The sequence below is a fragment of the Streptosporangium sp. NPDC004379 genome (assembly GCF_042873875.1).
In the GTDB taxonomy this organism is placed as follows: domain Bacteria; phylum Actinomycetota; class Actinomycetes; order Streptosporangiales; family Streptosporangiaceae; genus Streptosporangium.
Genome location: NZ_JBIAMC010000005.1, coordinates 160,890 through 184,162, shown reverse-complemented (window position 1 = coordinate 184,162; position 23,273 = coordinate 160,890). Strand labels below are relative to the sequence as shown.

At 75.1% G+C, this 23,273-nt stretch carries 17 protein-coding genes and 1 pseudogene; 8 read left to right on the top strand and 10 right to left on the bottom strand.

Features of this window, described 5'->3' with window-relative positions; translation table 11 throughout:
* Positions 1-74 precede the first annotated feature (74 nt).
* Both ACFYSC_RS13065 and ACFYSC_RS13060 read left to right on the top strand, forming a co-directional pair.
* Complete coding sequence (locus tag ACFYSC_RS13065) at positions 75-1,727, top strand: MFS transporter (RefSeq protein ID WP_389960599.1); 1,653 nt, start codon at positions 75-77, stop codon at positions 1,725-1,727.
* A gap of 178 nt (positions 1,728-1,905) precedes the next feature.
* On the top strand, positions 1,906-2,238 hold the full coding sequence (locus ACFYSC_RS13060) for a hypothetical protein (RefSeq protein WP_389960597.1): 333 nt from the start codon (positions 1,906-1,908) through the stop codon (positions 2,236-2,238).
* Positions 2,239-2,339: 101 nt separating this feature from the next.
* Here the strand turns inward: ACFYSC_RS13060 and ACFYSC_RS13055 are convergent, their stop codons facing one another.
* The 8 genes and pseudogenes from ACFYSC_RS13055 to ACFYSC_RS13020 all read right to left on the bottom strand — a co-directional run bounded on the left by ACFYSC_RS13055 (position 2,340) and on the right by ACFYSC_RS13020 (position 10,938).
* Positions 2,340-2,849, bottom strand: a complete 510-nt coding sequence (locus ACFYSC_RS13055; RefSeq protein ID WP_389960595.1) for a hypothetical protein — start codon at positions 2,847-2,849, stop codon at positions 2,340-2,342.
* A gap of 164 nt (positions 2,850-3,013) precedes the next feature.
* Entirely contained in the window at positions 3,014-3,400 is a 387-nt protein-coding gene (locus ACFYSC_RS13050) for a hypothetical protein (RefSeq protein ID WP_389960593.1), read from the bottom strand.
* A 196-nt stretch (positions 3,401-3,596) separates the two neighbouring features.
* Complete coding sequence (gene cutA, locus ACFYSC_RS13045) at positions 3,597-5,978, bottom strand: aerobic carbon-monoxide dehydrogenase large subunit (RefSeq protein WP_389960591.1); 2,382 nt, start codon at positions 5,976-5,978, stop codon at positions 3,597-3,599.
* A gap of 152 nt (positions 5,979-6,130) precedes the next feature.
* Positions 6,131-6,607 (bottom strand): annotated as a pseudogene (locus ACFYSC_RS13040) ((2Fe-2S)-binding protein); the annotation flags it as partial.
* A 4-nt stretch (positions 6,608-6,611) separates the two neighbouring features.
* Complete coding sequence (locus ACFYSC_RS13035; RefSeq protein WP_389960589.1) at positions 6,612-7,475, bottom strand: FAD binding domain-containing protein; 864 nt, start codon at positions 7,473-7,475, stop codon at positions 6,612-6,614.
* An 82-nt stretch (positions 7,476-7,557) separates the two neighbouring features.
* Entirely contained in the window at positions 7,558-8,943 is a 1,386-nt protein-coding gene (locus tag ACFYSC_RS13030; protein WP_389960586.1) for a uracil-xanthine permease family protein, read from the bottom strand.
* Between the two features lie 203 nt (positions 8,944-9,146).
* Positions 9,147-9,365, bottom strand: coding sequence for an RNA-binding S4 domain-containing protein (locus tag ACFYSC_RS13025; RefSeq protein ID WP_362929706.1), 219 nt, complete (start codon positions 9,363-9,365; stop codon positions 9,147-9,149).
* A gap of 10 nt (positions 9,366-9,375) precedes the next feature.
* Positions 9,376-10,938, bottom strand: a complete 1,563-nt coding sequence (locus ACFYSC_RS13020) for a PucR family transcriptional regulator ligand-binding domain-containing protein (RefSeq protein ID WP_362929708.1) — start codon at positions 10,936-10,938, stop codon at positions 9,376-9,378.
* Positions 10,939-11,184: 246 nt separating this feature from the next.
* Here ACFYSC_RS13020 and ACFYSC_RS13015 point away from each other — a divergent pair, with 246 nt between their 5' ends.
* The 5 genes from ACFYSC_RS13015 (at position 11,185) to ACFYSC_RS12995 (ending at position 19,269) form a co-directional block, all read left to right on the top strand.
* Complete coding sequence (locus ACFYSC_RS13015; RefSeq protein WP_389960584.1) at positions 11,185-12,105, top strand: DUF2877 domain-containing protein; 921 nt, start codon at positions 11,185-11,187, stop codon at positions 12,103-12,105.
* A complete protein-coding gene (locus ACFYSC_RS13010) occupies positions 12,102-13,658 on the top strand; it encodes an FdrA family protein (protein ID WP_389960582.1) in 1,557 nt (518 codons plus the stop codon). The genes ACFYSC_RS13015 and ACFYSC_RS13010 overlap by 4 nt, the downstream gene beginning before the upstream one ends.
* An 85-nt stretch (positions 13,659-13,743) precedes the next feature.
* Positions 13,744-15,183 carry a DUF1116 domain-containing protein gene (locus ACFYSC_RS13005; RefSeq protein ID WP_389960580.1) on the top strand — a complete coding sequence of 480 codons (1,440 nt, stop codon included), beginning with the start codon at positions 13,744-13,746 and terminating at the stop codon, positions 15,181-15,183.
* 225 nt (positions 15,184-15,408) lie between these two features.
* Entirely contained in the window at positions 15,409-17,670 is a 2,262-nt protein-coding gene (locus ACFYSC_RS13000) for a protein kinase (RefSeq protein WP_389960578.1), read from the top strand.
* 258 nt (positions 17,671-17,928) lie between these two features.
* On the top strand, positions 17,929-19,269 hold the full coding sequence (locus tag ACFYSC_RS12995) for an MFS transporter (protein ID WP_389960576.1): 1,341 nt from the start codon (positions 17,929-17,931) through the stop codon (positions 19,267-19,269).
* A 161-nt stretch (positions 19,270-19,430) separates the two neighbouring features.
* Here ACFYSC_RS12995 and ACFYSC_RS12990 read toward each other — a convergent pair whose 3' ends face one another.
* Both ACFYSC_RS12990 and ACFYSC_RS12985 read right to left on the bottom strand, forming a co-directional pair.
* Positions 19,431-21,173 (bottom strand): bifunctional 3'-5' exonuclease/DNA polymerase, encoded by a 1,743-nt coding sequence (locus ACFYSC_RS12990; RefSeq protein WP_389960574.1) that lies wholly within the window; start codon positions 21,171-21,173, stop codon positions 19,431-19,433.
* A 35-nt stretch (positions 21,174-21,208) separates the two neighbouring features.
* Positions 21,209-22,612, bottom strand: a complete 1,404-nt coding sequence (locus ACFYSC_RS12985; protein ID WP_389960572.1) for a metallophosphoesterase family protein — start codon at positions 22,610-22,612, stop codon at positions 21,209-21,211.
* 166 nt (positions 22,613-22,778) lie between these two features.
* Here ACFYSC_RS12985 and ACFYSC_RS12980 point away from each other — a divergent pair, with 166 nt between their 5' ends.
* Positions 22,779-23,273: an MSMEG_6728 family protein gene (locus ACFYSC_RS12980; RefSeq protein ID WP_389960570.1), complete on the top strand. Its 495-nt coding sequence runs from the start codon at positions 22,779-22,781 to the stop codon at positions 23,271-23,273.

Sequence of the window (23,273 nt, the reverse complement as noted above, 5' to 3'; positions counted from 1 at the left end):
CTGACATTTTCCGGGCGGTGGAGTTGGGAAACAGAGGCATTGACTTCCAGTGAAAAGATCGCAAACATGCCTCGGTGACCACCCCCAGTCTGTTCCGGCACCGGAACTTCTCGCTCCTGTTCGGAGCGGACACGATCAGCCAGATCGGCACGCAGGTCAGCACCCTCGCGCTGCCGCTGGTCGCGGTGCTCGCGCTGCACGCGAGCCCGTTCGAGACCGGCCTGCTGGCCGCCGCGCAGACGGCGGCCTTCCTGCTGGTCGGACTGCCGGCCGGGGTGTGGGTGGACCGGATGCCGCGCCGGCGGATCCTGGTCGGTGCCGACGTGGTCCGGGCCGTGCTGCTGGCCTCGGTGCCGCTCGCCTGGTGGCTCGACGCGCTGAGCCTGCCCCAGCTGTACGGCGTGGCGCTCGGCACCGGCCTGGCCACGGTCTTCTTCGACGTCGCCTACCAGAGTTACCTGCCGAGCCTGGTCGGCAGGGACCGCCTGATGGAGGGCAACGCCAAACTGGAGATCGTCCGCAACTCCGCGCAGATCGCCGGCCCGGCCGTCGGCGGCGGTCTGATCCAGCTGCTCACCGCGCCGGTCGCGGTGGTGCTGGACGCCGTCAGCTTCCTGGGCTCGGCGCTGATGCTGGGGCGGATCGACGCCACCGAGCAGGTCCCGGACCGCAGCGAACGGCGGGGACTGCTGAAGGAGATCGGCGAGGGCCTGCGGTACGTGGTCTCCCACCGCATCCTGCGGCTGATCGCCGCCTCCACGGCCCTGGCGAACTTCGCCAACGGCATGATGGTCGCCGTCGAGATGATCTTCCTGGCCCGGGTGGTCGGCCTGTCCCCCGGCGCGATCGGCGTGCTGTTCTCGGTGGTGTCCGTCGGCGGCCTGACCGGCGCGGCGCTCGTGGGGCCGATGAGCCGCCGGATCGGCTCGGCCCGGATCATCTGGCTGTCCATCATGGTGACGTCGCCGTTCACCGCCCTGGTGCCGCTGACCGAGCCGGGCTGGCGGGTCTCGCTCTTCGCGATCGGCGCGTTCATCCAGTCGATCGGCGTGGTGCTCTACAACGTCGGCCAGGTCACCTTCCGTCAGAGCGTCACCCCCGAGCGCATGCTCGGCCGGATGAACGCCACCATGCGCTTCCTGGTGTGGGGCACGCTGCCCATCGGCGGCCTGGTCGGCGGTCTGCTGGGCGAGCAGTTCGGCGCCCGCGCCACGCTGTGGGTCGTCGTGGGGGTCACCCTGCTGGCGGTGGTGCCGCCGGTGCTCTCCCCGCTGCGCACCATGCGCGACCTGCCCGAGGTCCCGGACCCGGACGGGCCCGGGGCGGAGGACCCGGCGGCCGGTCCGATGACGGAGCAGCCGGCGGCGGAGGAGCCGGAGGCCGGCGACCCGGCCGCGGAGGGCCCGCCGAGCGGGAGACCGGCGAAGGAGCGGGCGGCGGGCGGCGGCACCGTGACGGAGGACCAGGCGACCGGGGAGGCGGCGGAGGTTCCGCTGATCGGAGAGACGGTGGCGGGGATCCCCGTGACCGAGCGGCCCGCCCCGGCGCACGACCCCGCCTCCGGCCCGGTCCCCGGCTCCGCGCCGGCGCACGACCCCGCCTCCGTCCCGGCGCACGACCCCGCCTCCGATCCGGTCCCCGGCTCCACGCCGGCCGGCGACCCCGGCCGAGACGGGACCTCCGTACGGGACGACACCGGACGGCCGGATCCCGCCGACGGCTCCTGACACCGGCCCCGGCCGGGACGAGCGACGCGGCGACCGATCCCGCCGGGCACCGGTTCCGGCGCGGACGGCCCGGCCCGCACGGCACGGCACGGGCGGCGCGGGCGGCACGGCCCGGCGCGGATGTACGGCGGTGGCTATGATCGCTCCGCGGTTCCCGGGCCGCACGCGAGGAGGGCGGATGCGCGAACTCGAGGTCTCCCACCACGACCTGCTGGGCTCGGCCTCGGGGTTGGCGGACGCGGCGGAGGTCCTGCGCGAGGAGCTGCGGATCCTCGGCGACGGGTTCGCCGGTGACGGCGACCCCTGGGGCGAAGGCGACCTGGTCGGCCAGATCGGGGCGGCCTACCGGCACCTGGTCGGCAAGGCCCTGGCCCGGGGAGAGGCCATCGCGGAACGGTACGAAGCGGCCGCCGAGGAGGTCGCCGCCGCCTCCCGGACGCATCGCGCGGCCCAGACCGGCGCCGAGGAGGTGATGGCCGCCCTCGCCCGCCGGCACTCGTCGTCGGCCTGAGGCGTCACGGCGGGCCGGGCGTCACCTCCGGCCGCCTCCCCGGGCCGGGCGTCACCCGCCCCGCGCCCGCCTCCCTGGGCCGGATGTCACCCGGTCGCCGGTCAGTCCGGGGGACGCTCGTACCACCGGTGGTTGCGGAAGAACATCCCCGCCTCCGACGGATGGACCCCCGGCGGGTAGAGCCCCGCGATGTGACGCCGGTCGATGCCTCCGCCGAAGACCACGCGGCCCTCGACCGCCGGGCCGGCGGGCAGTCCCAGGGCCCGCAGCGTCTCCGCCTCGTGGATGCCGCCGGGCGGATCGACCTTGACCAGGTAGTAGTCACCGGGGGCGGCGTGGGGCCTCGCCCGGACGACGGCGTCCGAGTCGATCCCGCCCGGCACGAAGTCGATCGGACCGTGCGGGTCGGCGGGCCGCAGGCCGTTTCTGAAGATGTCCTCCGGCGACTGTCCGGGGCGGACGCCCACCCACAGGGGCTCGCGGCCGGTACGCCAGACGATCTCCTCCGGCGCCACCTGCCGGGAGGACTCCCCGGCGGCGGACGACGGGCGCCGCAGCTGCTCCGGGCCGACGCGGGTGGCGGCCCCAGGGAAGGGCCGGGCGTGGTCCACGGGCGTTCCCACGCCCTGGGGCGGGGAGCGGGGGCGTCCAGCAGCCGGCCGGCCCTGGAGAAGGCCGGCCCGACCTCGCGGCCGAGTCGCTCCAGGACCTGGCGGTGGAGCCGGCGTAGCAGGACCTGGGCGGACATGACGCCTTCCACCGCCGTCACGGCGGCTCAGGGACCGACGTTCCTCGTCAGGAGCCGCAGCAGCAACCGGAAGAGCGTCCTGATCATGGAGACCTTGAGGACGAAGACGAGCATGGCCGACAGCACCAGTGCCCCGGCCAGGATCCGGGCCGCCCTGGCGGCGTCGTCGGCCTGGGCGCCCGGTCCGTCGGCGGCGGTCCACCGCGTCCGGAAGGCCGCCACGTCCTGCCCGGAGTTGCTGGTCCAGACGGGAGCGGCGTGGTCGTCGGCGGTGTGCCCGGCGTGTTCGAACGTCCCGGCGAGCGCCAGGCACCGCACACCCGCGCCGCACAGTGTCTCCTCGTCGGACGCGGGCCACGGGATGCCCACCAGGTGGAGGACGGCGACGAGTTCGCCGGGCGGCTGCAGGCCCATCAACGGACCCCGGAACCGTGCGGGCCGCGGAGGCCGTCGGGTTCAGGGGCCCCGGTGGAGGCGGCGGGAGCGGGGGCTCCGGCGGGCCGCCGGTCACGATGCCGGGCGGGGGGAATGACCATGTCTCTCCTCGGCGAGCGGTTCCGCGGGATCATGATGGCGCACTCCGCCCGCCGCGACCGGACGGGCGGGCCCCTCACCGGCGGCGCAGGTCGAACAGTTCCGACGGGGAGATCGGCATCCGGTCGATCCGGATGCCCTCGGCGTCCTCCACGGCCGAGGCGATCACCGCCGACACCGGGATGACCCCGGCCTCCCCCGCGCCCTTGATGCCCAGGGGGTTCAGCGGGGACGGGGTCTGCAGGTGCGCGGTCTCGATCCGCGGCACCTCGGTGACGTAGGGCATCAGGAAGTCCATGAACGAGGCGTTCAGCAGCTGCCCGTGCTCGTCGTAGACCATCCGCTCGTACAGCGCGCCGCCCACGCCCTGGGCGACGCCGCCGTGGATCTGCCCCTCGACGATCATCGGGTTGACCAGGTTGCCGCAGTCGTGGACGACGGCGTAGCGCAGGACGCGGATCTCGGCGGTCAGCGGGTCGGTCTCGACGATCGCCGCGTGCATGCCGGAGGCGAAGGTCGAGCGGACCGGCGAGTAGTAGTCGCGCCCCTCCAGCCCCGGCTCGTCCCCCTCGGCCACCGGCGGCCGGTCGGGGGAGGCCGTCCCGGCGAACTGGGTGGCGCGGGCCGCCTCGGCGTCGAAGGCGTAGCGCAGCGGGTTGGCCAGCACCGCCACCGTGGCCAGCGGCACCGCCGCACCGGGCGTGCCGGCCACCCGGACCTCACCGTCGACGATCTCCAGGTCGCCCGGGTCGGCCTCCAGCGCGTCGGCGGCGATCCGCAGCGCCTTCTCCCGCACCCTGCGGCAGGCCAGCGCGATCGCGTTGCCGCTCATCACCGCGGCCCGCGAGGCGAACGTGCCGACCGCGTAGCCGAACCTGCGGGTGTCGCCGGTGACCACCGAGACCCGCTCCAGCGGCACGCCCAGCTCGGACGCGGCGATCTGGGCGAACACCGTCTCGTGGCCCTGCCCCTGGGACGTCAGGCCGGTGGAGACGTGCACCCGGCCGTCGGAGGTGACCTGGACGTGGCCGCCCTCGTAGGGGCCGACGCCGGTGCCCTCCACGTAGCAGCCCAGCCCGATGCCCAGGCGCCGCCCCCCGGCCGCCGCGCGGGCCTTCAGCTCGCCGAAGGAGTCCCAGCCGATGAGCTCCTTGAGCATCCGCAGCGACTCGGGGTAGTCGCCGCTGTCGTAGATCAGCGGCCGGCCGTCCTGGAAGGTCAGTCCCTGGTCGTAGGGGAACTCGCCGGGCTGGATGAAGTTGGCCTCGCGCACCGCCGTACGGTCCAGGCCGAGGTGGGCGGCGATGCGGTCCATGGTCCGCTCCATGCAGAAGGCCGCCTGCGGCCGTCCCGCCCCCCGGTACGGCGTGACCTGCACGGTGTTGGTGTAGACGGAGGAGAACTCGACCCGGTAGGCGCCGATCCGGTACGGGCCCGGAAGCTGGGTGGCGGTGATGATCGGCACGATGATCCCGTACGGCGTGTAGGCCCCGTGGTCGTGCAGGATCGTCACGTCCAGGCCCAGCACCCGCCCGGCGTCGTCGAAACCGACCCGCACGTGCTGCACCTGGGCCCGCTCGTGGGCGGAGGAGACGAAGTGCTCACGCCGGTCCTCGGTCCACTTGACCTCGCGTCCGAGCAGCACGGCGGCCCAGGGGACGAGGACCTCCTCCGGCCACGGATGAACGATCTTGACGCCGAACCCGCCGCCCACGTCGGGGGCGATCACCTCGACCTTGGTCGGCGGCAGGCCAAGCCGGGCCGCGATCGCCATCCGGACGCTGGTGGAGGTCTGGGTGCTGGAGTAGACCCGCAGGGAGCGGTCGTCGGCGTCCCAGCGGGCGTAGACCCCGCGGCCCTCCAGCGGCATGGAGGCGCTGCGCTCGATGTCGAGGCGGAAGGACAGGACGTGCGGGGCCGCCTCGATCGCCTCCCGGGCGCCGAGCCCGGCCGCCGAGGGCACCTCCTGCACCAGGTGCGCGCCGACGTTGCCCGGCACGTCGTCGTGGACGAGCCTGTCGGACCGCGTCGCCTCCTCCACCCCGACGACGGCCCCGGCGACCTCGTAGTCGACCCGGATGAGCGCGCAGGCGTCCTCGGCGAGGTAGCGGTCACGGGCGACGACCATCACGACCGGCTCGCCGACGTGCCGGACGACGTCGCGGGCCAGGGGGCGGGCGGTGCGGCCGTGGGTCAGGGCCGGGTGCGGGATGAGCAGCGGCAGCGGCGCGCCGACCTCCTCCGGCAGGTCCTCCCAGGTGTAGATCGCCACCAGCCCCTCGACCTCGATCGCCGCGGAGACGTCGATGTCGAGGATGCGGGCGCGGGCGTGCGGGGAGCGGACGAAGGCCGCCTCCAGCGCGCCCGCGCCGAGGTCGTCCAGGTAGCGGCCCCGCCCGGTGAGCAGACGGGGGTCCTCGCGGCGCGGCACCGGCTCGCCGAACAGCCTGGTCGTCATGCCCCCTCCGCCCCGGCACGCTCCCCGGTGGATCCGGCGGGACCTGCGGATCCGGTGCCGGCGAGGCCGGTGGTCCCGGCGGGTCCGGCCTCCCCGGCGGGTCCGGTGTCCCGGAGGGACGCGGACGGCCATCCGGCCGGGGCGTCGTCGCCCTCCCCGGCGATGAGTTCGGCGGCGCGGTGGACGGACCTGACGATGTTCTGGTAACCCGTGCAGCGGCAGAGGTTGCCGGAGAGCCCCTCCAGCACCTCCTCCTCGCTCGGCGCCGGGTTGTCCCGCAGCAGGGCGGTGACCGTGCACAGGAAACCCGGGGTGCAGAAGCCGCACTGCAGGCCGTGGCACTCGGCGAAGGCCCGCTGCACCGGCGACGGCTCCCCCTCCGGCCCGGCCAGCCCCTCCACCGTGGTGATCTCGTGTCCGTCGGCGGTGGCGGCCAGCGTCAGGCAGGAACGCACCGGCTCGCCGTCCAGCAGCACGGTGCAGCAGCCGCAGACCCCGTGCTCGCACCCGACGTGGGTGCCGGTCAGTCCGAGGTCGTGGCGCAGGAAGTCGGACAGCAGACGCCTTCCGGGCGCCTCGGCCCTCCGGACCACCCCGTTCACGGTCAGTGTGACCGCGATGTTCGTCATCGGCTCACCGCTCCTCACCGCTCGCCGCGGACAGCGCCGCCTCCCGCAGCGCCCGCTCGGCCAGGACGCCGGTCAGGTGCCGCCGGTAGCCGGCGCTCGCGTGGATGTCGTCCTCCGGCTCGGCCCGCTCCGCCACGGCCCGCGCCGCCGCCGCCCACCCGTCCGCGCGGGCGTGGCCGGTGACGTCCACCACGACCGGGACCGGGCCCGCGCTCACGCACGCCGCCCGGGCGGCGGTGACGCGCAGGCCGTCGTCCAGGCGGACCAGGGCCGCGACCCCGGCCAGGGCGTAGTCGCCGTGCCGCCGGGCCACCTCGTGGAAGGCGGTTCCGCAGCGCGGGCCGGACGCGGGGAAGAACGCCGAGACGGCCAGCTCGCCCGGCTCGGCGGCCGACTCCAGGGGGCCGGTGAAGAAACCGGCCGCCGGGACGTCGCGGACCGCGCCGGGCCGGGCCAGCCGTACCGAGCCGCCGAGGAGCGCCAGCACCGCGGGCAGCTCGGCGGCGGGGTCGGCGTGCACCAGGCTGCCGACGACCGTGCCCCGGTTGCGGATCACCGGGTGGGCGACCAGCCGCAGCGCCTGGCGCAGCAGCGGCTGGGCGGCGGCCGCCTCGGCCGAGCGCTCCACGCGGGCGTGCCGGGCCAGCGCGCCGACCCGTACGCCCCCCGGTTCGACCTCGACCGTGTCCAGCGCGGTGAGCCGGTTGACGTCGACGAGGTGGCCGGGGGCGGCCAGCCGCATGTTCAGCAGGGGGATCAGGCTCTGGCCTCCGGCGAGCACCTTGCCCTCCGGCCCGGCCGCGGCCAGGACCTCCATCGCCTCGGCGACGGAACGGGGGGCGTGGTATTCAAACGGAGGCGGCTTCATCCGGAGGTCTCCCGCGCCCGCGCGCCCGGCCCGGAACCGCCCGCGCCCGGCCGTCCGGGCCGGGACCCGCCGCGCCCGCCGGTCATCCCGACGTCTCCCGGGTCTGCCCGGCCTCCTCGGCGGGGACCTCCACGGCCCCGGTCTGCCGGGAGACGACCCGCAGCAGGTGGTAACCGCCCACGACGACGATGGTGCCGAAGGCGATGCCCTCCAGCGCGAAGTCGGAGCCGAACATCTGCTTGACCGGGCCGATGGCGAGGATGATGCCCGCCCCGATCGGGACCATGTTGACCGGGTTGGAGAAGTCGACGCGGTTCTCGATCCAGATCTTCGCGCCGAGCAGGCCGATCATGCCGTAGAGGATCACCGTGATGCCGCCCAGCACGCCGTTGGGGGTGGCCGCCACCAGCGCGCCGAACTTCGGGCACAGGCCGAAGAGGATCGCGATGGCGGCCGCGATGTAGTAGGCGGCCGTGGAGTAGACCCGGGTGGCGGCCATGACGCCGATGTTCTCGGCGTAGGTGGTGGTCGGGGAGCCGCCGAAGGCGGTGGCGACCGCTGTGGTGACGCCGTCGGCGGCGATCGCCCGGCCCAGGTAGGGGTCGACGTCGGTGCCGGTCATCTCGCCGACCGCCTTGACGTGGCCGACGTTCTCGGCGATCAGCGCGATCACCGCGGGCAGCACCAGCAGCGCGGCCGAGACCTTGATGTCGGGCAGGTGCATGTGCGGCAGGCCGATCCAGTCGGCGCTCGCCACCGCGTCGAGGTTCACCCGGGGATGGGTGTCGATCTTCCCGGTCCCGGCGTTGAAGGCGGTGATGTCGCCGAAGACGCGGTCGGCCGCCCAGGACAGCGCGAAGCCGATGACCAGCCCGAGGAGGATGCCGATCCGCCCGACGAACCCGCGGAACGCCACGATGATCACGAATGTGACGATCATGGTGATCAGCGCGAGCCACTGGTCGCTGGGCCAGTAGACGTCCGCGACGACGTAGGCCAGGCCGAACCCGATCAGCATGACGACGCCGCCGGTGACGACCGGCGGGAACACCCGGTTGATGATCTGCACGCCCACGAAGTGGATGGCCAGGCCCACCAGGGCCAGCACCAGGCCGACCAGCAGGATCGCCCCGGTGACCACCGCGTCCCCGGCCGGGGTGTCGCCGCCGTACAGCGCCCGGATGGCCAGCACGCCGCCCACGAACGAGGCGCTGGTGCCGAGGTAGCTGGGGATCTTCCCGCGCACGATGAGCAGGAACATGATCGTCGCCACGCCCGAGAACATGATGGCGACGTTGGGGTCGAGCCCCATGACGAGGGGGAAGACGAACGTGGCGCCGAACATCGCGATGACGTGCTGGGCCCCGAACCCGATCATCCGCGGCCACGACAGCCGCTCGTCCGGCCGTACCACCTCGCCCGGCGCGAGGTGTTTGCCGTCACCGTGCTTGGTCCAACCTGCAACCATCAAGCCCTGCCTTTCAACGGGCGGTCGGTCGGTGGCCGCCCCGTAGGCATCCCTCCCGAATCCCAAGCTGTTCGTTGCGGGCACCTTAGGCCCGTCCTGTCACTTCTCGCACTGGCACGAACTGCCGAAACCGATCATCCGAGTCGGCAGGCGGACCCCCGGCCGCCGGGCGGATCAGGTGGGTCTCGCGGGCCGTGACGACCTCACCGGGCGGCGATCACCCGGATCTCGAAACCCTCGCCGGCCACGACCTGACCCTCGCGGATCTTACGGGTCTTGCGGGTCTCGACCTCACCGTCGACCATGACGTTCCCCTCGGCGATGAAATGCTTGGCCTGGCCCCCGGTGTCGGTGACGGCGCAGTACTTCAGCAGGTCGCAGAGCGGGATGTAGTCGGTTTCCAGCTCGAAGGTCTCGTTCACCCTCCAGAGTCTAGATGCCGCGCATCCGCAGGACGTGCAGGGCCAGCGTGAGGTTCAGCCGCAGGTGGGCGTCCTCGGTGAAGCCCCCCAGCAGGCGTTCCAGCTTGCCGATGCGGTAACGCAGCGTGTTGTAGTGGAAGTGCAGCCTGCGGGCCGTCTCGGCGACGTTGAGGTTGGTCTCCAGCAGCACCTGCAGGGTCCGTCGCAGGTCGGCGTTCTCGGCGTCGTCGTCGGAGGCGAGCGGGCCGAGGGTCTCACGGACGAAGGCGTGCAGCTCGTCGGTGTCGCCGACCAGCGACAGCAGGCGGTAGACGCCGAGCTGGTCGAAATGGGCGACCGCTCCGGAACCGTGGAGCTGCCGGCCCACCCGGGCCGCCTTAAGCGCCTGGCCGTACGCGCCGGGCAGCCCCTCCACGGCCGGCGCGGTACGGCTGGCGCCGGTGGAGAAGGTCGCGGGCGCACACTCGGCGAAGGCCGCGGCGGCGTCCTTCGCCAGGCGCGCGACGTCGGCGGCGGCGTCCACGACGGCGACGACCTCGTGGGAGAAGCCCGCCACCGCGCCGCGCGGGTCGTGGCGGCGCACCGCCGCGGCCCAGCAGGCCGGCAGGCGGTCCTGGACGGCGCGCTCGTCGCCGCCGGGGTCGAGCTCGGCCACCAGCACGGTCACCGGGCGCTCCAGCTCCCAGCCGAAGGTCCGGGCGCGCGCCGCGACGCGGGCGGGGTCGCCGTCCCGGCCGGTCAGCACGTCGCGCAGGAAGTCGGCGCGGTACTTGCTCTCCACCGCGTTGACCGCCTCCTGCCGGGTCACGACCAGCGCGGCGACCGTGGCGGCACGTTCCAGGATTCCGACGTCGCTGTCGGCGATCGAGCCGACCGGCCCGCAGGCGACGATGCGGCCGTGATGGTGGCCGCCCGCGACGACGGGGACGGAGGTGCGGCTGCCCTCCGGGGCGCTGCGCAGCGCGGTCAGGTACTCGGCGGGCCCGGCGGCGGCGAGCGTGCGGTCGCCCCGGTCGAGCACGGCCACGGCCACCCCGAGCAGCCCGGCGACCTCCGCCGTCACCTCCCGCAGGCCGCCGCCGGCCAGCACGACCTGCACCAGCGCCCGGTGGGCCTCCTCGGCGCGGGCCAGCACCGCGGCCTGCCGGTTGAGGATGTCGGTGAGGACCTGGTTGAGGATGTCGTCGAACCCGACGCCGTCGGGGAGCCGGATCAGCGGGAACCCCAGCCGGTCGGCCTGCTCCACCATCTCCGCGGGCAGCCGGTCGAGGTAGCGGCCCGGCTTGACGGCGAGCGCCGCCAGGCCCCGCTCGTCGAGGTCGGCCACCAGCCGCCCGAGCGACTGGGGGGTGTTGCGCAGCGGGTAGCCCGTGGTGAGCAGCAGCTCGTGCGGTTTCACCCAGGCCAGGATGTCGGGTACCTCCATCACGTTGAGCCGCTGCACGATCCGGCCCAGCCCGCTCTCCCCGGCGATCAGCCGCGCCCCGGCCAGCGCGGAGACGCCCAGCACCTCGCCGACCGCGACACCGTGGATGATCGTTCCGGTGCTCGCCGGCCGCACGGGAGGTTCCATGCGCTGATTCTGACCGATGTGACCTCTGTCAGGAAGAGCCAACTCTCCGTCCGAGCATTGGCATCTTTACCCGTACGGCCCGGCTCACCTGCCGTTCTACGGTCGGCTCGACGAGGGGGACGGCCGGCGGGGAGGCGGGATGATCGTCACGGCACGCCCGAGGAGACCGCGACCGGCTCCGGCGTGGGCGGACGCGACATGAGCGTCACGGCACGCCCGAGGAGACCGCGGCCGTTCCCAGTGCGAGTGGACGCGACCGGCGCGGCGAGCGTGGCACTGCGGCCGGTGCTGGATCCGCCCCGGCGGCCCGCGCGGGTGCTGGCGGTGTTCCCCTCGGCGATCTATCTGGAGGTCCGCGCGGAGCTGGAGCCGCATGTGGTGGCGGTGACGACCGGCGCGGCGGTCCGGCTGCCCAACGCGCTGGTGACCGCCGGGGCGCTGCCGCAGGCCGCCGTGGGCGACGAGGCGTGGGTGGGCGACGGCGCGGTGGAGCTGGGACGGCTGCGCCTGCGGGTGCGGCGCTGGTGGGATCCGGCGCCGCCGCCGGAACGGGCCGGCCCGGCGAGGCTGGCCGCCGCGCTGCCGGTGCTGGCCGGGGTGTGCGACCGGTCGCCGCGGCGGCCGGGGCTGGAGGGCTCCGCCGCCGCCGGGCTGCTGGCCGCCGGGTGCGCGCGGGCCTCGCTGCTCGACTGCGTCACGGCCGCCGAGCAGCTCGTCGGGCTGGGTCCCGGGCTGACCCCGAGCGGCGACGACGTGCTCGCCGGGACGCTCGTGACGCTGCGTCACCTCGGAACGGCGTCCGGGACGCCCCGCGCCGTCTGGCTGGCCGACTGGCTGGGCGCCGCGGTCGCCTTCGACGCGCGCGACCGGACCACCGCGGTCTCGGCCACGCTGCTGCACTGCGCCACCAGGGGCCAGGCGTGCGCGGAGGTGCTGGCCGTCCTGCGGGGCGTGACCGGCGGGAGGTCCCCCGAGCCCGCGCTGGAGCGGCTGCTCGGGCTCGGCCACACCTCCGGGGCCGATCTCGCCTGGGGCCTGCGCGTCGGCCTGGCCGCCGTCGTCGCGCTCGCCGGAAACCCCTCCGGAAACCCCTCCGGAGATCTCGCAGGAGATCTCGCCGGAGATCTCGCCGGAGATCTCGCCCGGGACGGAGAGCGGGTTCGATGAGCGTCGATCTGGTCCGGGTCCGCGCGGGCGCCTACCACGACTCGGTCACCCTGATGCGGGTCAGCCGGACGGCCGCCGAGCTGCCCGGCGTCGAGGTCGCCCTAGTGGCGATGGCCACCGGCCTCAACCGCGGCGTCGCCGCCGACCTGGGTTTCGGCCTGCCCGAGGCCGGTCCCGGCGACCTGCTGGTCGCGCTGCGGGGTGAGGACCACGCCGCCCTGGATGCCGCCGCCGCCGAGCTGGACCGGCTGCTGGCCGGTCTCGCGAGCCGTACGGCGGGCGGCGGGGGTGATGGCCCGGACGATCCCGGCGGGTTCGGCGGCGCGGCGGTGTACGCTCCGCGCACGGTCGGCGCCGCCGCCCGCGCCCTCGCCGCCGGCCCCGGCTCGGCGCTGGCCCTGGTCTCGGTGCCGGGGCCGTACGCCTTCGCCGAGGCGATGGACGCGATCGAGGCCGGCCTGCCGGTGATGATCTTCAGTGACAACGTGCCCGTCGAGCAGGAGGTGCTGCTCAAACGGCGGGCCGCCGAACGGGACGTGCTGGTCATGGGGCCCGACTGCGGCACCGCGGTGATCGGCGGGACCGGCCTGGGCTTCGCCAACGTGCTGCGGCCCGGCCCGGTCGGGATGGTCGCCGCCTCGGGCACCGGCGCGCAGCAGATCGCCTGCCTTCTGGACCTGGCGGGCGTGGGCGTGCGGCACGTGCTCGGCGTGGGCGGCCGGGACCTGTCGGCGGAGGTCGGCGGCCTGTCCACGCTCCGGGCCCTCGCCGAGCTCGACGCCGACCCGGCGACCGAGCTGATCGTCCTGGTCTCCAAGCCACCGGCCCCGGAGGCGGCCCGGACGGTGCGGGACGCCATCGCCGGGCTCGCCACGCCGGTCGTCAGCGCCCTGCTCGGCCCCGGCGGCGGCGACCTGACCGCGGCGGCCGAGAGCGCCCTGCGCGCACTCGGGGCGGCGGTCCCCGCCTGGCCCTCCTGGTCCTCCCGGCCCGACCTCGAACCGGCCCGCGGGGGAACCGGGAACGGCGGGGCGCCGGAACCGGGCGACGGGACGACCGTCTCGCCCGGAACAGACGGAACGGGTGGAACGAGCGGCCTGAACGGCCCCGGCGGACCGGCCCGCCGGGACGGCGCGACGCTGCACGGCCTGTACGCGGGGGGCACCCTGTGCGCCGAGGCCCGGCTGGTGGCCGGGACCGGGCGGTTCACCGACTTCGGCGACGACGCCTACACCCGCGGCCGGGCCCACCCGATGATCGACCCCACGCTGCGGCTGGAGGCCCTGGCCGGCGTGCCGGCGGGCGACGTCGCGCTCCTGGACGTGGTCCTCGGGCACGGCGCCGACCCCGACCCGGCGGAGCGGCTCGCCCCCGCCGTCGCCGCGGCCGTCGCCCGGGGGACGGCGACGGTGGTGGCGCTGGTCGGCGCCGAGGGCGACCCGCAGGGGCTGTCCCGGCAGGCCGAGGCGCTGCGTGCGGCCGGGGCGGCGGTGTTCGCCTCCAACGCGCAGGCGGCCCGGCACGCCGCGGACCTGACGGCGGGTGCCCGATGAGAACCCGCGGGCCCGGCGACCACCCGGTGGGAGCCCACCGGCCCGGTGACCGGCTCGCGAGCCGTTCCGCACGCGGAGGACGCCCATGACGACGCCACCGACACCGACGACGCCCGTGACGACGCCGCTGCTCTCCGGGGAGCTCCGCGTGATCACCGTCGGAGCCGAGCCGCTCGGCGAGGCGCTGGACGCGCAGGCCGTGCCGAGGGTCCGGGTGGACTGGCGCCCGCCGATGCCGGGCACCGGCGACGCCCTCGCCCGGGTGCTGGCCGACCCGCGCAGGACGAGGGCCAACGAGATGGCCGTCGGCCGCCTGGTCTCCGCCCGCCCCCACCTGGTCACCGTACGGCCGGCACGCGAGGCGCTGGACCTGCCGCCGGGCGTCTTCCTGCACGCCGGGCCGCCGATCACCTGGGAACGGGCCTCCGGGCCGATGCGCGGCGCGCTCGTCGGGGCGGCGCTGCTGGAGGGGCTGGCCGGCGACCCCGAGGAGGCCGGGAGGCTGCTGGCCGCCGGGCGCGTCCGGCTGGAGCCCTGCCACCGGCATCGGGCGGTGGGGCCGATGGCCGGGGTGGTCAGCCCGTCGATGTGGATGCTGGAGGTGCGCGACGCCGAGCACGGCGGCACCGCCTTCTGCTCGCTCAACGAGGGGCTCGGCAAGGTGCTGCGCTACGGCGCCTACGGCCCGGAGGTGCTGCGGCGGCTCACCTGGATGGGTGAGGTCCTGGGCCCGGTGCTGCGGGCCGCGCTGGAGCTGACCGGACCGCTGGACCTCGGGACGCTGATCGCCCAGGCCCTGCAGATGGGCGACGAGCTGCACAACCGCAACCGCGCCGCCACGTCGCTGCTGGTGCGCGAGCTGGCCGCGGCGATCGTGGACGCCGCGCCGGGCCGGGCGGCCGAGGTGCTGCGCTTCGTGCACGGCAACGACCACTTCTTCCTCAACGCCGGCATGGCGGCCTGCAAGGTGAGCGCCGACGCCGCCCGGGACGTGCCCGGATCCACCGTGGTCGTGGCGATGGCCCGCAACGGCACCGACTTCGGGATCCAGGTCTCCGGGCTGGGCGACCGCTGGTTCACCGGCCCGGCGGGCGTGCCGGACGGGCTGTACCTCGGCGCGTACGGCCCGGCCGACGCCAACCCCGACATCGGCGACTCCACCATCACCGAGACGGCCGGCCTGGGCGGCTTCGCGATGGCCGCGGCCCCGGCGATCGTCAGGTTCGTCGGCGGCGACGTGCCGGACGCGATGCGGGCCACCCGGTCCATGTACGAGATCACCCTCGCCGAGCACCCCGTCCACCGGATCCCCGTCCTCGGCTTCCGCGGCACGCCGGTGGGCGTCGACGTCACCCTGGTCGCCCGGACGGGGCTGCTGCCCGCGGTCAACACCGGCATCGCGGGCCGGGTCGCGGGCACCGGACAGGTGGGCGCCGGCCTGGTGAGCCCGCCCGCGTCGGCCTTCACAACGGCCCTGACAGCCCTCGCCGAGGCGGCCGGGCCAGGCGGCGGCGCGGGAGACTGATCTCAGGGGCCGGGAACGCGGCGGCCGGACCCGCGGGCCGCCCCGGGCCGCGGCGCGTCGTACGACGTCAGCCCGACCGTGCCGGAGGCGGCGTGCCGCAGCGGACGATCACCGGGCGATGCCACCTGCGAATGGTTTCCCAAACATCAACTTCCATTACTGAATGTAAGACTTATATTGTGTCCAGCCTCATAAATCAGGCTGCCTCCGGGGGGACTGGATACGATGACCGATCGCTTGACCGGTGACGCCCCTGCCGGACCGGACGGCGGCCCTGTCCCGCCGGGCGCGGCCCCGGGACCCGACAGGCTGATCGGCAGGCGCTACCGGCTGGTGTCACCGGTGGGCCGCGGCGGCCTGGGCCGGGTGTGGCACGCCTACGACGTGCTCCTCGACCGCGACGTCGCGGTCAAGGAGCTGATCCTGCCCCCGGGCCTCGATCCCGCGGGCGCGCGGGCCGCCCACCGGCGCATGATCCGCGAGGCCCGTTCGGCGGCCCGGCTCAACCACCCGGGCATCGCCGCCGTCCACGACGTCGCCGAGGAGGACGGCCGCCCCTGGATCGTGATGGAGCTGGTCCGCGGCTGGTCCCTGGAGCAGGCCGTACGGCAGGGCGGGCCGCTTCCGGTGGCGCAGGCCGCCGAGATCGGCGTCCGGGTCCTCGACGCGCTGCGCCAGGCCCACGCCGCCGGGATCCTGCACCGCGACGTCAAGCCCGGCAACGTGCTGCTGACCGCCGACCGGGTGGTGCTCACCGACTTCGGCCTCGCCGCGCTGGAGGACGACGGCGGCGCCCCGCTGGCCGGCCTGCTGGTGGGCTCGCCCGCCTACGTCCCGCCGGAGCGCCTGACCGGCCGGGCGGCCACCCCCGCCGCCGACCTGTGGGCGTTCGGCGCCACGCTGTACACCGCGGTCGAGGGCCGCCCCCCGTACGAGGGGCCCGACGCGATGACGGTGCTCAACGAGATCCTCTCCGGCGAACCCGCCCGGCCGGTGCGGGCCGGTTCGCTGACCCCGGTCCTGGAGGGGCTGCTGCGCAGGGATCCCGACGGCCGGATGACCGCCGCCGAAGCGGCCCGCCTGCTGGAGCGGGCGCTGCCCGTCCCGTCCGGCCCACCCGCCCCGTCCGATCCCCCCGGCTCGTCCGGTCTGCCCGGTCTGCCCGGTCTGCCGGGCCGCGACGCCGAGCCGTCCGGCCACGGCGCCGCGCGGGCGCCGCTGCCCGCCCCCACCCCGCAGGATCCCTTCCCCGCCTCCCCCTCGCCCTCCGCCCAGGACCCCTTCCGCGCGGCTCCCGGGCAGGCGTCCTTCCCCTCCCACTCCTCCCAGGACCCCTTCCCCGCCTCCTCCCGGCAGGCGCCCCCCGCGCAGGACCCCTTCTCCACCTCCTCTGAGCGGCTTACCGCCTTCGGCTCCCAGCCGTCCTTCCCCCCCGACGTCCCGGCGGTCCGCCCCGCGTCCTCGCGGACCCCCTCACCCGGGCCGATGCCGTCGCGGATCATCGAGACCCCCTCCGGCCCGGTACGGGTGCCCTACGACCCGCAGGCCGCGTCCGGCGCCGAGACCGCCCCCTTCCCGGGCCCGCCGTCCGACGGCCCCGGAGGCCCTCCGGCCGGGATGCGCGGCTACGACGCGCTGCGCAGCTCCTCCGCCGACTTCTCCTCCCCCTTCTTCGGCGACCCCCCGCCCGACGCCCCCGCCGGTACGGCCGGCGCCTCCCCGCGGCCGTCCGGGGGGAACGCTCCAGCGGTCCGCGGGGCCGCCGGAGCGTCCCCGCGCGGCCGGCGGCACGCGGCGCCGGAGGACCCCGACCCCCTCGGCGTACGGCGGAACGGCCGATCCGGCGGCCGCCTCACACCGCGCACGCTGGCCGCGGGCGGGGCCGTGGCGCTGCTTCTGGTGATCGTCGCGCTGGTCCTGCTGCTGCCCCGCTCATCCGATGCCCCGGAGTCTCCGGCCACCACCGCGGGCCCCGGCGCCTCCGCCGCCGTCTCGACGCCCGCCGACCCCGGTGACACCGCCGACCCCGCGGCCCCGGACCGGCCGCGGACCGAGGTCCCCGACGGATACCGGCGGCTCAGCGAGGCCGGCGTCGCGGCGGCGCTGCCCAAGGGCTGGACCGCCAAGCCGGGTGACGACGGCGGCGCCGTGTTCACCGGCCCCCGGGACAGCGGGCGGAGCGTCACCGTCACCCCCGTCCCGGTGCTCGACCCGATGACCGCGCTGCGCCGCGCCGACCGCAACGGCCTGGACGAGTACACCGAGATCGGACTCTCCCGGGCCCCCTACCGCGACTGGAAGGCCGCCGACCTGGAGTACACCTACGCGGTGTCCGGCGGCGCCGTCCCCATGCACGGGCTCACCCGATACGTCGCGGTGGACGACGCGACCGCCTACCGGATCACGTTCGCCGTGCAGGACCTCGACTGGGGGAAGAGCTCGGCGTTCCGGCAGGTCTTCCTCGACACCTTCACCCCGAACGCCTGACCGCCCGGCCACCCGCCCCGTCGTCCCGCCCGTTCATCCGCCTCGTCGGCCGTCACCGGCCGCGTCCCGCACGCCCGCCGCCCCGCCGCCCGCGTCCCGGTTCCCGGGCGGGCGTCCGGGCCCGCGAGCCTCGGGAGACCGGAATATCGCTTCAGATGGAGTCATGAGTGATGGCAGACTTCACGCGTGACACGCACCCCCTCCCCCACCCCCGAAAAAGACGCCGTTCCCCTTGAAAGCCCTGCCGACCTAGCGGCGGTGCAGCGGCGGACCCTCGTGGTGCTGTCCGCCGCGCAGATCACCGGCGGGATCGGGGTCGCCGTCGGCACGGCCCTCAGCTCGCTGCTGGTCGCCAAGCTGTCCGGCTCCGTGGCGCTCAGCGGCCTCGCCGGGACCTCCACCGTGCTCGGCGCCGCGCTGCTGGCCCTGCCCACCGCGGGCGCCGCGAGCCGCGGCGGGCGGCGGGCCGGGCTGACCCTGGCCTACGCCTGCGCCGTGCTCGGCTGCCTGGTCGCGCTGCTCGGCATCGCCACCCGCGTGTGGCCCATCCTCCTCGTCGGCCTGACGCTGTTCGGCGGCGGCAGCGCGGGCAACCTCGCCTCCCGCTACTCCGCGACCGACCTGTCGGCCCCCGGCCACTCCGCCCGGCACCTGGCGTGGGTCGTCTGGGCGGCCACGATCGGATCGGTCACCGGCCCCAACCTGGCCGAACCCGCCGAACGCCTCGGCCGCCGGATCGGCCTGGCCCCCGACGCCGGCCCCTTCGCGCTCTCCCTGCTGGCGTTCGCGATCGCCCTGGCCGTCGTACTGGTGGCGCTGCGGCCCGACCCGCTGCTGCTGGCCCGCACGATCTCCCCCGGCTCCCCCGGCTCCCCGGTCTCTCCGGACTCCCCGGTCCCTCCCAGCCCTGTTCCCGGCTCCCCGGTCTCTCCGGGCTCCTCGGCTCCGGCCTCTTCGGCCTCCCCCGCCGCACCCGGGACCACCCCGGCCGGCGCCCGGGGCCGGGGCGGCCTGCGCGCCGGCTGGCGGGCCCTGCGCGAGAGCCCCGCCGCCTCCCGGGCACTGGTGGCGATCGCGATCGCCCACACCGCGATGGTGTCGGTCATGTCCATGACCCCGGTCCACCTCGACCACGACGGCGCCGGCTACCGCACCATCGGCCTCGTGCTCAGCGTGCACATCGCCGGGATGTTCGTCCTGTCGCCGGTCGTCGGCTGGCTGGCCGACCGGATCGGCCGGACCCGCGTACTCGTCCTCGGCATGGGCATCCTCCTGGCCGCCGCCCTCCTCTCGGGCGGAGCCGGGCCGCACGACATCGGCCAGGTGACCGTCGGCCTCGGCCTGCTCGGCATCGGCTGGTCCTGCGGCCTGATCGCGGGCTCGGCGATGCTCACCGAGGCCGTGCCGCTGGAACGCCGCCCCGCCGTACAGGGCCTGTCGGACCTGCTGATGAACGTCTGCGGCGCGGGCGGCACGATCATCGCCGGACTGATCGTGAGCGGCCTGTCCTACGGCACCCTCGGCACGGCCGTGGCCGTCATGGTGACCGTCACCGCCGCCTGGCTGGCCCTCACCAGCCGCCCGTCACGCACCGCCTGACCTCCCGGCCCGCCGTACGGGCACCGGCCCTCGGCATCCGCGCGGCGCCGCGCCGCCGGCCGGACCCGTGGAGCACCGTGAGACCTCCCGGACCGCCGGCCGGAGCACCGCCCCCGGACCCCTGAGCCGCCGCACCGGCCCTCGCGGCGCCGCGCCCCTCGTCATTTGGCCTCGGCGTAGCAGCGCACCGCGGCCGCCTGCATCGGGAAACGCACCGGCGTCGCGCCGAACAGCAGGCGCGACGCCTCCCCGGCCGCCCGGCCCACCGCCGCCACCACCTCATCGGCCAGCTCGGCCGGGCAGTGCACCATCACCTCGTCGTGCTGGAAGAACACCAGCCGCGCCGGATCCGGCAGCAACCCGCGCAGCACCGCCAGCAGCGACAGCGCCCACTCCGCCGCCGTCGCCTGGACCACGAAGTTACGGGTGAACCGCCCCCGGTCACGCGCCGCACGCCTGCCCTCCGGACCCGAGACCAGCTCCCGCCACCGCGCCGACGGCGGCGGACAGGTACGGCCGAGCCACGACCGCACCAGCCGACCCTCCTCGCCGCTGCGCGCCGCCTCCTCCACGAACCGGTACGCCTGGGGGAAGCGCTGCCGCATCACGGCCAGCAGTTTGGGGGCGTCACCGCTGGTCCCGCCGTACATGGCCGACAACAGGGCGATCTTCGCGTGGGCCCGGTCACCGCCGAACGCCCCCGACAGCGCCTGGTACAGGTCGGCCTCCCCGGCCGCCCGCGCCAGCCCGCCGTCCCCCGCCATCGCGGCCAGCACCCGCGGCTCAAGCTGCGCCGCGTCGGCCACCACCAGCACCCACCCCTCGTCGGCCACCACCACCCGGCGCATCACCTTGGGGATCTGCAACGCCCCGCCGCCACTGGTGGCCCACCGGCCCGACACGACCCCGCCGACGACGTACTCAGGCCGGAAACGGTCACCGCGCACCCACTGGTCGGCCCACGCCCAGCCGTGGAAGCTGTGGAGCCGCGCCAGCTCCTTGTAGGCCAGCAGGGGCTCGACCCCCGGATGGTCGACCTTCCTGATCTCGTGGGCCCGGGTGGACGCCACCGGCACCCCCGCCGCCTTGAAGGCCCGGACGATCTGCTGCGGGGAGTCCGGGTTGAACGGCGTGCCGAACGCCGCCGACACCCGATCCGCCAGCGCCTGCAGCTTCGCCGGGCGCATGCCGTGCACCGGGCGCGGGCCGAGCAGCTCGGTCAGCAGCGCGTCGTGCACGTCACGCCGCCAGGGCATGCCCTCGCGGCTCATCTCCTCGGCGACCAGCGCCCCGGCCGACTCGGCCGCCACCAGCAACCGGAACCGGTGCGGGTCGGCGGTGGCCTCGATCCGCCAGAGCTGGTCGGCGAGGACCTCCGCCACCGGACCGGCGTCCGGCGGGGGCGGCTCCTCCTCGAACAGAGCGGCCTGACGCGCCCGCTCCCCACCGGGCGCGTGGTGGTCGTCGCCGGGCACCGGCAGACCGTGCAACCGGGCGTACGCCGCCGCGGCCGACCGCGGCTCGCCGTAGCGCCCCTCGTATCCCAGCAGCAGGCCCTCGGTCAGCGCCAGGTCATGACAGCGGCCCACCCGTGCCCCGGCGCCGAGCAGGGCGGGATAGACCGCGCGAGTGTCGGCCCAGACCCAGCGCGGACGCCCGCCCACCGGCCCGGCCACCGTGCCCGCAGCCGCCTCCCGACCGGCGCCGGACCCTCGAACGGCCCCCGCGCCAGACCCCGGAACGGCCCGCGCACCGAGCCCCGGCGCGCTCGTACCGGGCCCCGCCCCGGACCCCGTCTCAACCTCCCGCACGGCCGCCGCCAGATCCGCGACGGCCCGCGACTCACCCCCCGGGGGCAGCAGGACGCCCCCGCCCCCCGGACCGGCCGCCACTGCCACGTACATGAGGCCAGCCTGCCACGCCGCCCCGACACTTCCGCTCAGACGAGCGGTATCACCACCTCATCCTCGAGCGGGGGTTCGAGTTCCTGCTCCAGACAGCCCGTCGCCGCGAAGCACCGGATCGTCAGCGCCTCCGGAGTCACCGAGACGTGCAGGAAGCTCTTGAAGAACGGCGGCGTGTCCCAGTCCGACAACTCCGACAGATAACGGTGGAACGTCCGACCCACCGGCAGCCGGAACGGCATCGGCAGACCCCCGAGGATCCGCGCCGCCCACCTCATCCGCGCCGTGACGGGCACGGAGGCAGCCCCCCGGACCGGGGTGACGCCGATCCGCTCCGACATCACCGCCGCGCTCTCGGCCGGCGTGAGGTAGAGCCGGCGCATCCGCAGCCGGTCGCTGTAGAGCCTGCTGTAGAACGACAGCGAGTCACCGCGCAGCGGATAGCAGCGGTAGTCGTCCTCGCTGACACCGCCGACCGTGACCCTGGGGATCGTGTGGGTGGCGTGCATGAACGCCCCGGAACCCCCGGCCACGATGTACTGGATCGTCCGCCCGCCCCTCTTCACCGGGAACCGCTGGTAGTTGTGCACGTCCCCGCCGATCACGGCGACGTAGCCGTGCGCGGGGTCGGCGACGATGTCGTCGATCGTGCCGCCCCCCTCCAGCGCCGACGGCAGGTACTCGTTCCGGACGTAGACGGGCTTGCCGGTGACCAGCATCTTGGGCCGCGGATCCCGCGAGACCTCGCGCAGCCACCGCGTCTGCCCGGCGTCCAGCGCGCCGCGGATCCCGGTGTCCACCCCCACGACGAGCAGCGAGGGCGTCTCCAGCACCCAGTACGGCCCCGGCTGCACGGCCCGCTGCCCGGGTTCGGACCGTCGCCCGCGCGCCCGCTCCAGCGCCGCCTCGTCGATCACGTCCGGCTCACGCCACAGCAGACCCCGCAACCCCGGCGGCGACAGCCGGAAACCCCGCCGCTCGGCCTTCAGCGCTGGGGCCTCACAGAAGACGCGCATGAAACCGCCGAGCCCGTCGTACCAGTCGTGGTTGCCGGGGACTGCGTAGATCGGAGCAGGATAGTCCTGGTACGGGCGGAAGAACTTGACGTCGTAGTCGTTGCCCGACCCGGCGGGATAGATCACGTCACTGGCGATGACGGCGAAGGCGGTGTCCCGCCCGATCTTCAGCATCCCCGGGACGACCGCGTACTGCGAGGCGTCCCCCTCCCCCGTGTCCCCCAGGACCAGGAAGGAGAACTCCGGGCCGACGTCCACCGGGATCCGCATCCCCGGGTCCGCGCCCCGCTCCCGCTGGGCCGCCACCCAGCGCGCGCGCACCTCACCGGACGGATCCCCGAACAGGGCCGCCAGGACCTCGTTCCTCGACCGCCACAGCGTGCGCGGGTTCAGCCAGGAGAAGCTCGCTCGGCCGGGGAGCATGTCCTGGAACGTACCCGTCCGGGCGCATGACCAGCCCGCCCCCTCCTCCGACACCCGGGAGGAACCGTCACGCCCGCGACTCGCGGCCCGACCGATATCAACCATGACCATATCTTGGCGTTGATCTCGGACAGGTGCAGCGATACCGGGGTACGGAAGACCTTCGATGCAGACCTTCCTTCCCTATCCCGACTTCGCCGCCACCGCCCGGGTCCTCGACCCCCGGCGGCTCGGCAAGCAGCGCGTGGAGACCATCCAGGTGCTGCGCGCCCTGACCGTCCCGGGGTACGGCTGGCGCCACCACCCCGCGGCGCGGATGTGGACCGGATATGAGGAGGCGCTGGTCAGGTACGGGCTGGAGATCTGCGAGCGATGGCGCGCCGGAGGCCGGGCCGACACCTGCGCGGACACGCTGACGCGGGAGATGTCCGGCCTCCTCGGCGTCGCAACGCCCCGCCCCCAGGCGGAACTCGCCGCCGCCGGCGAGCTGCCGCCCTGGCTGGGCGACCCGGAGCTGCACCTCAGCCACCGGTCGGCGCTGCTGCGCAAGTCCCCGGAGTTCTACCACCCGGTCTTCGGCGACGACTTCGGTGACGACTCGAACGACCTGCCGTACGTCTGGCCGCTCTCCGACCGGCCGTCACGGCTGTATCCCGCGTGA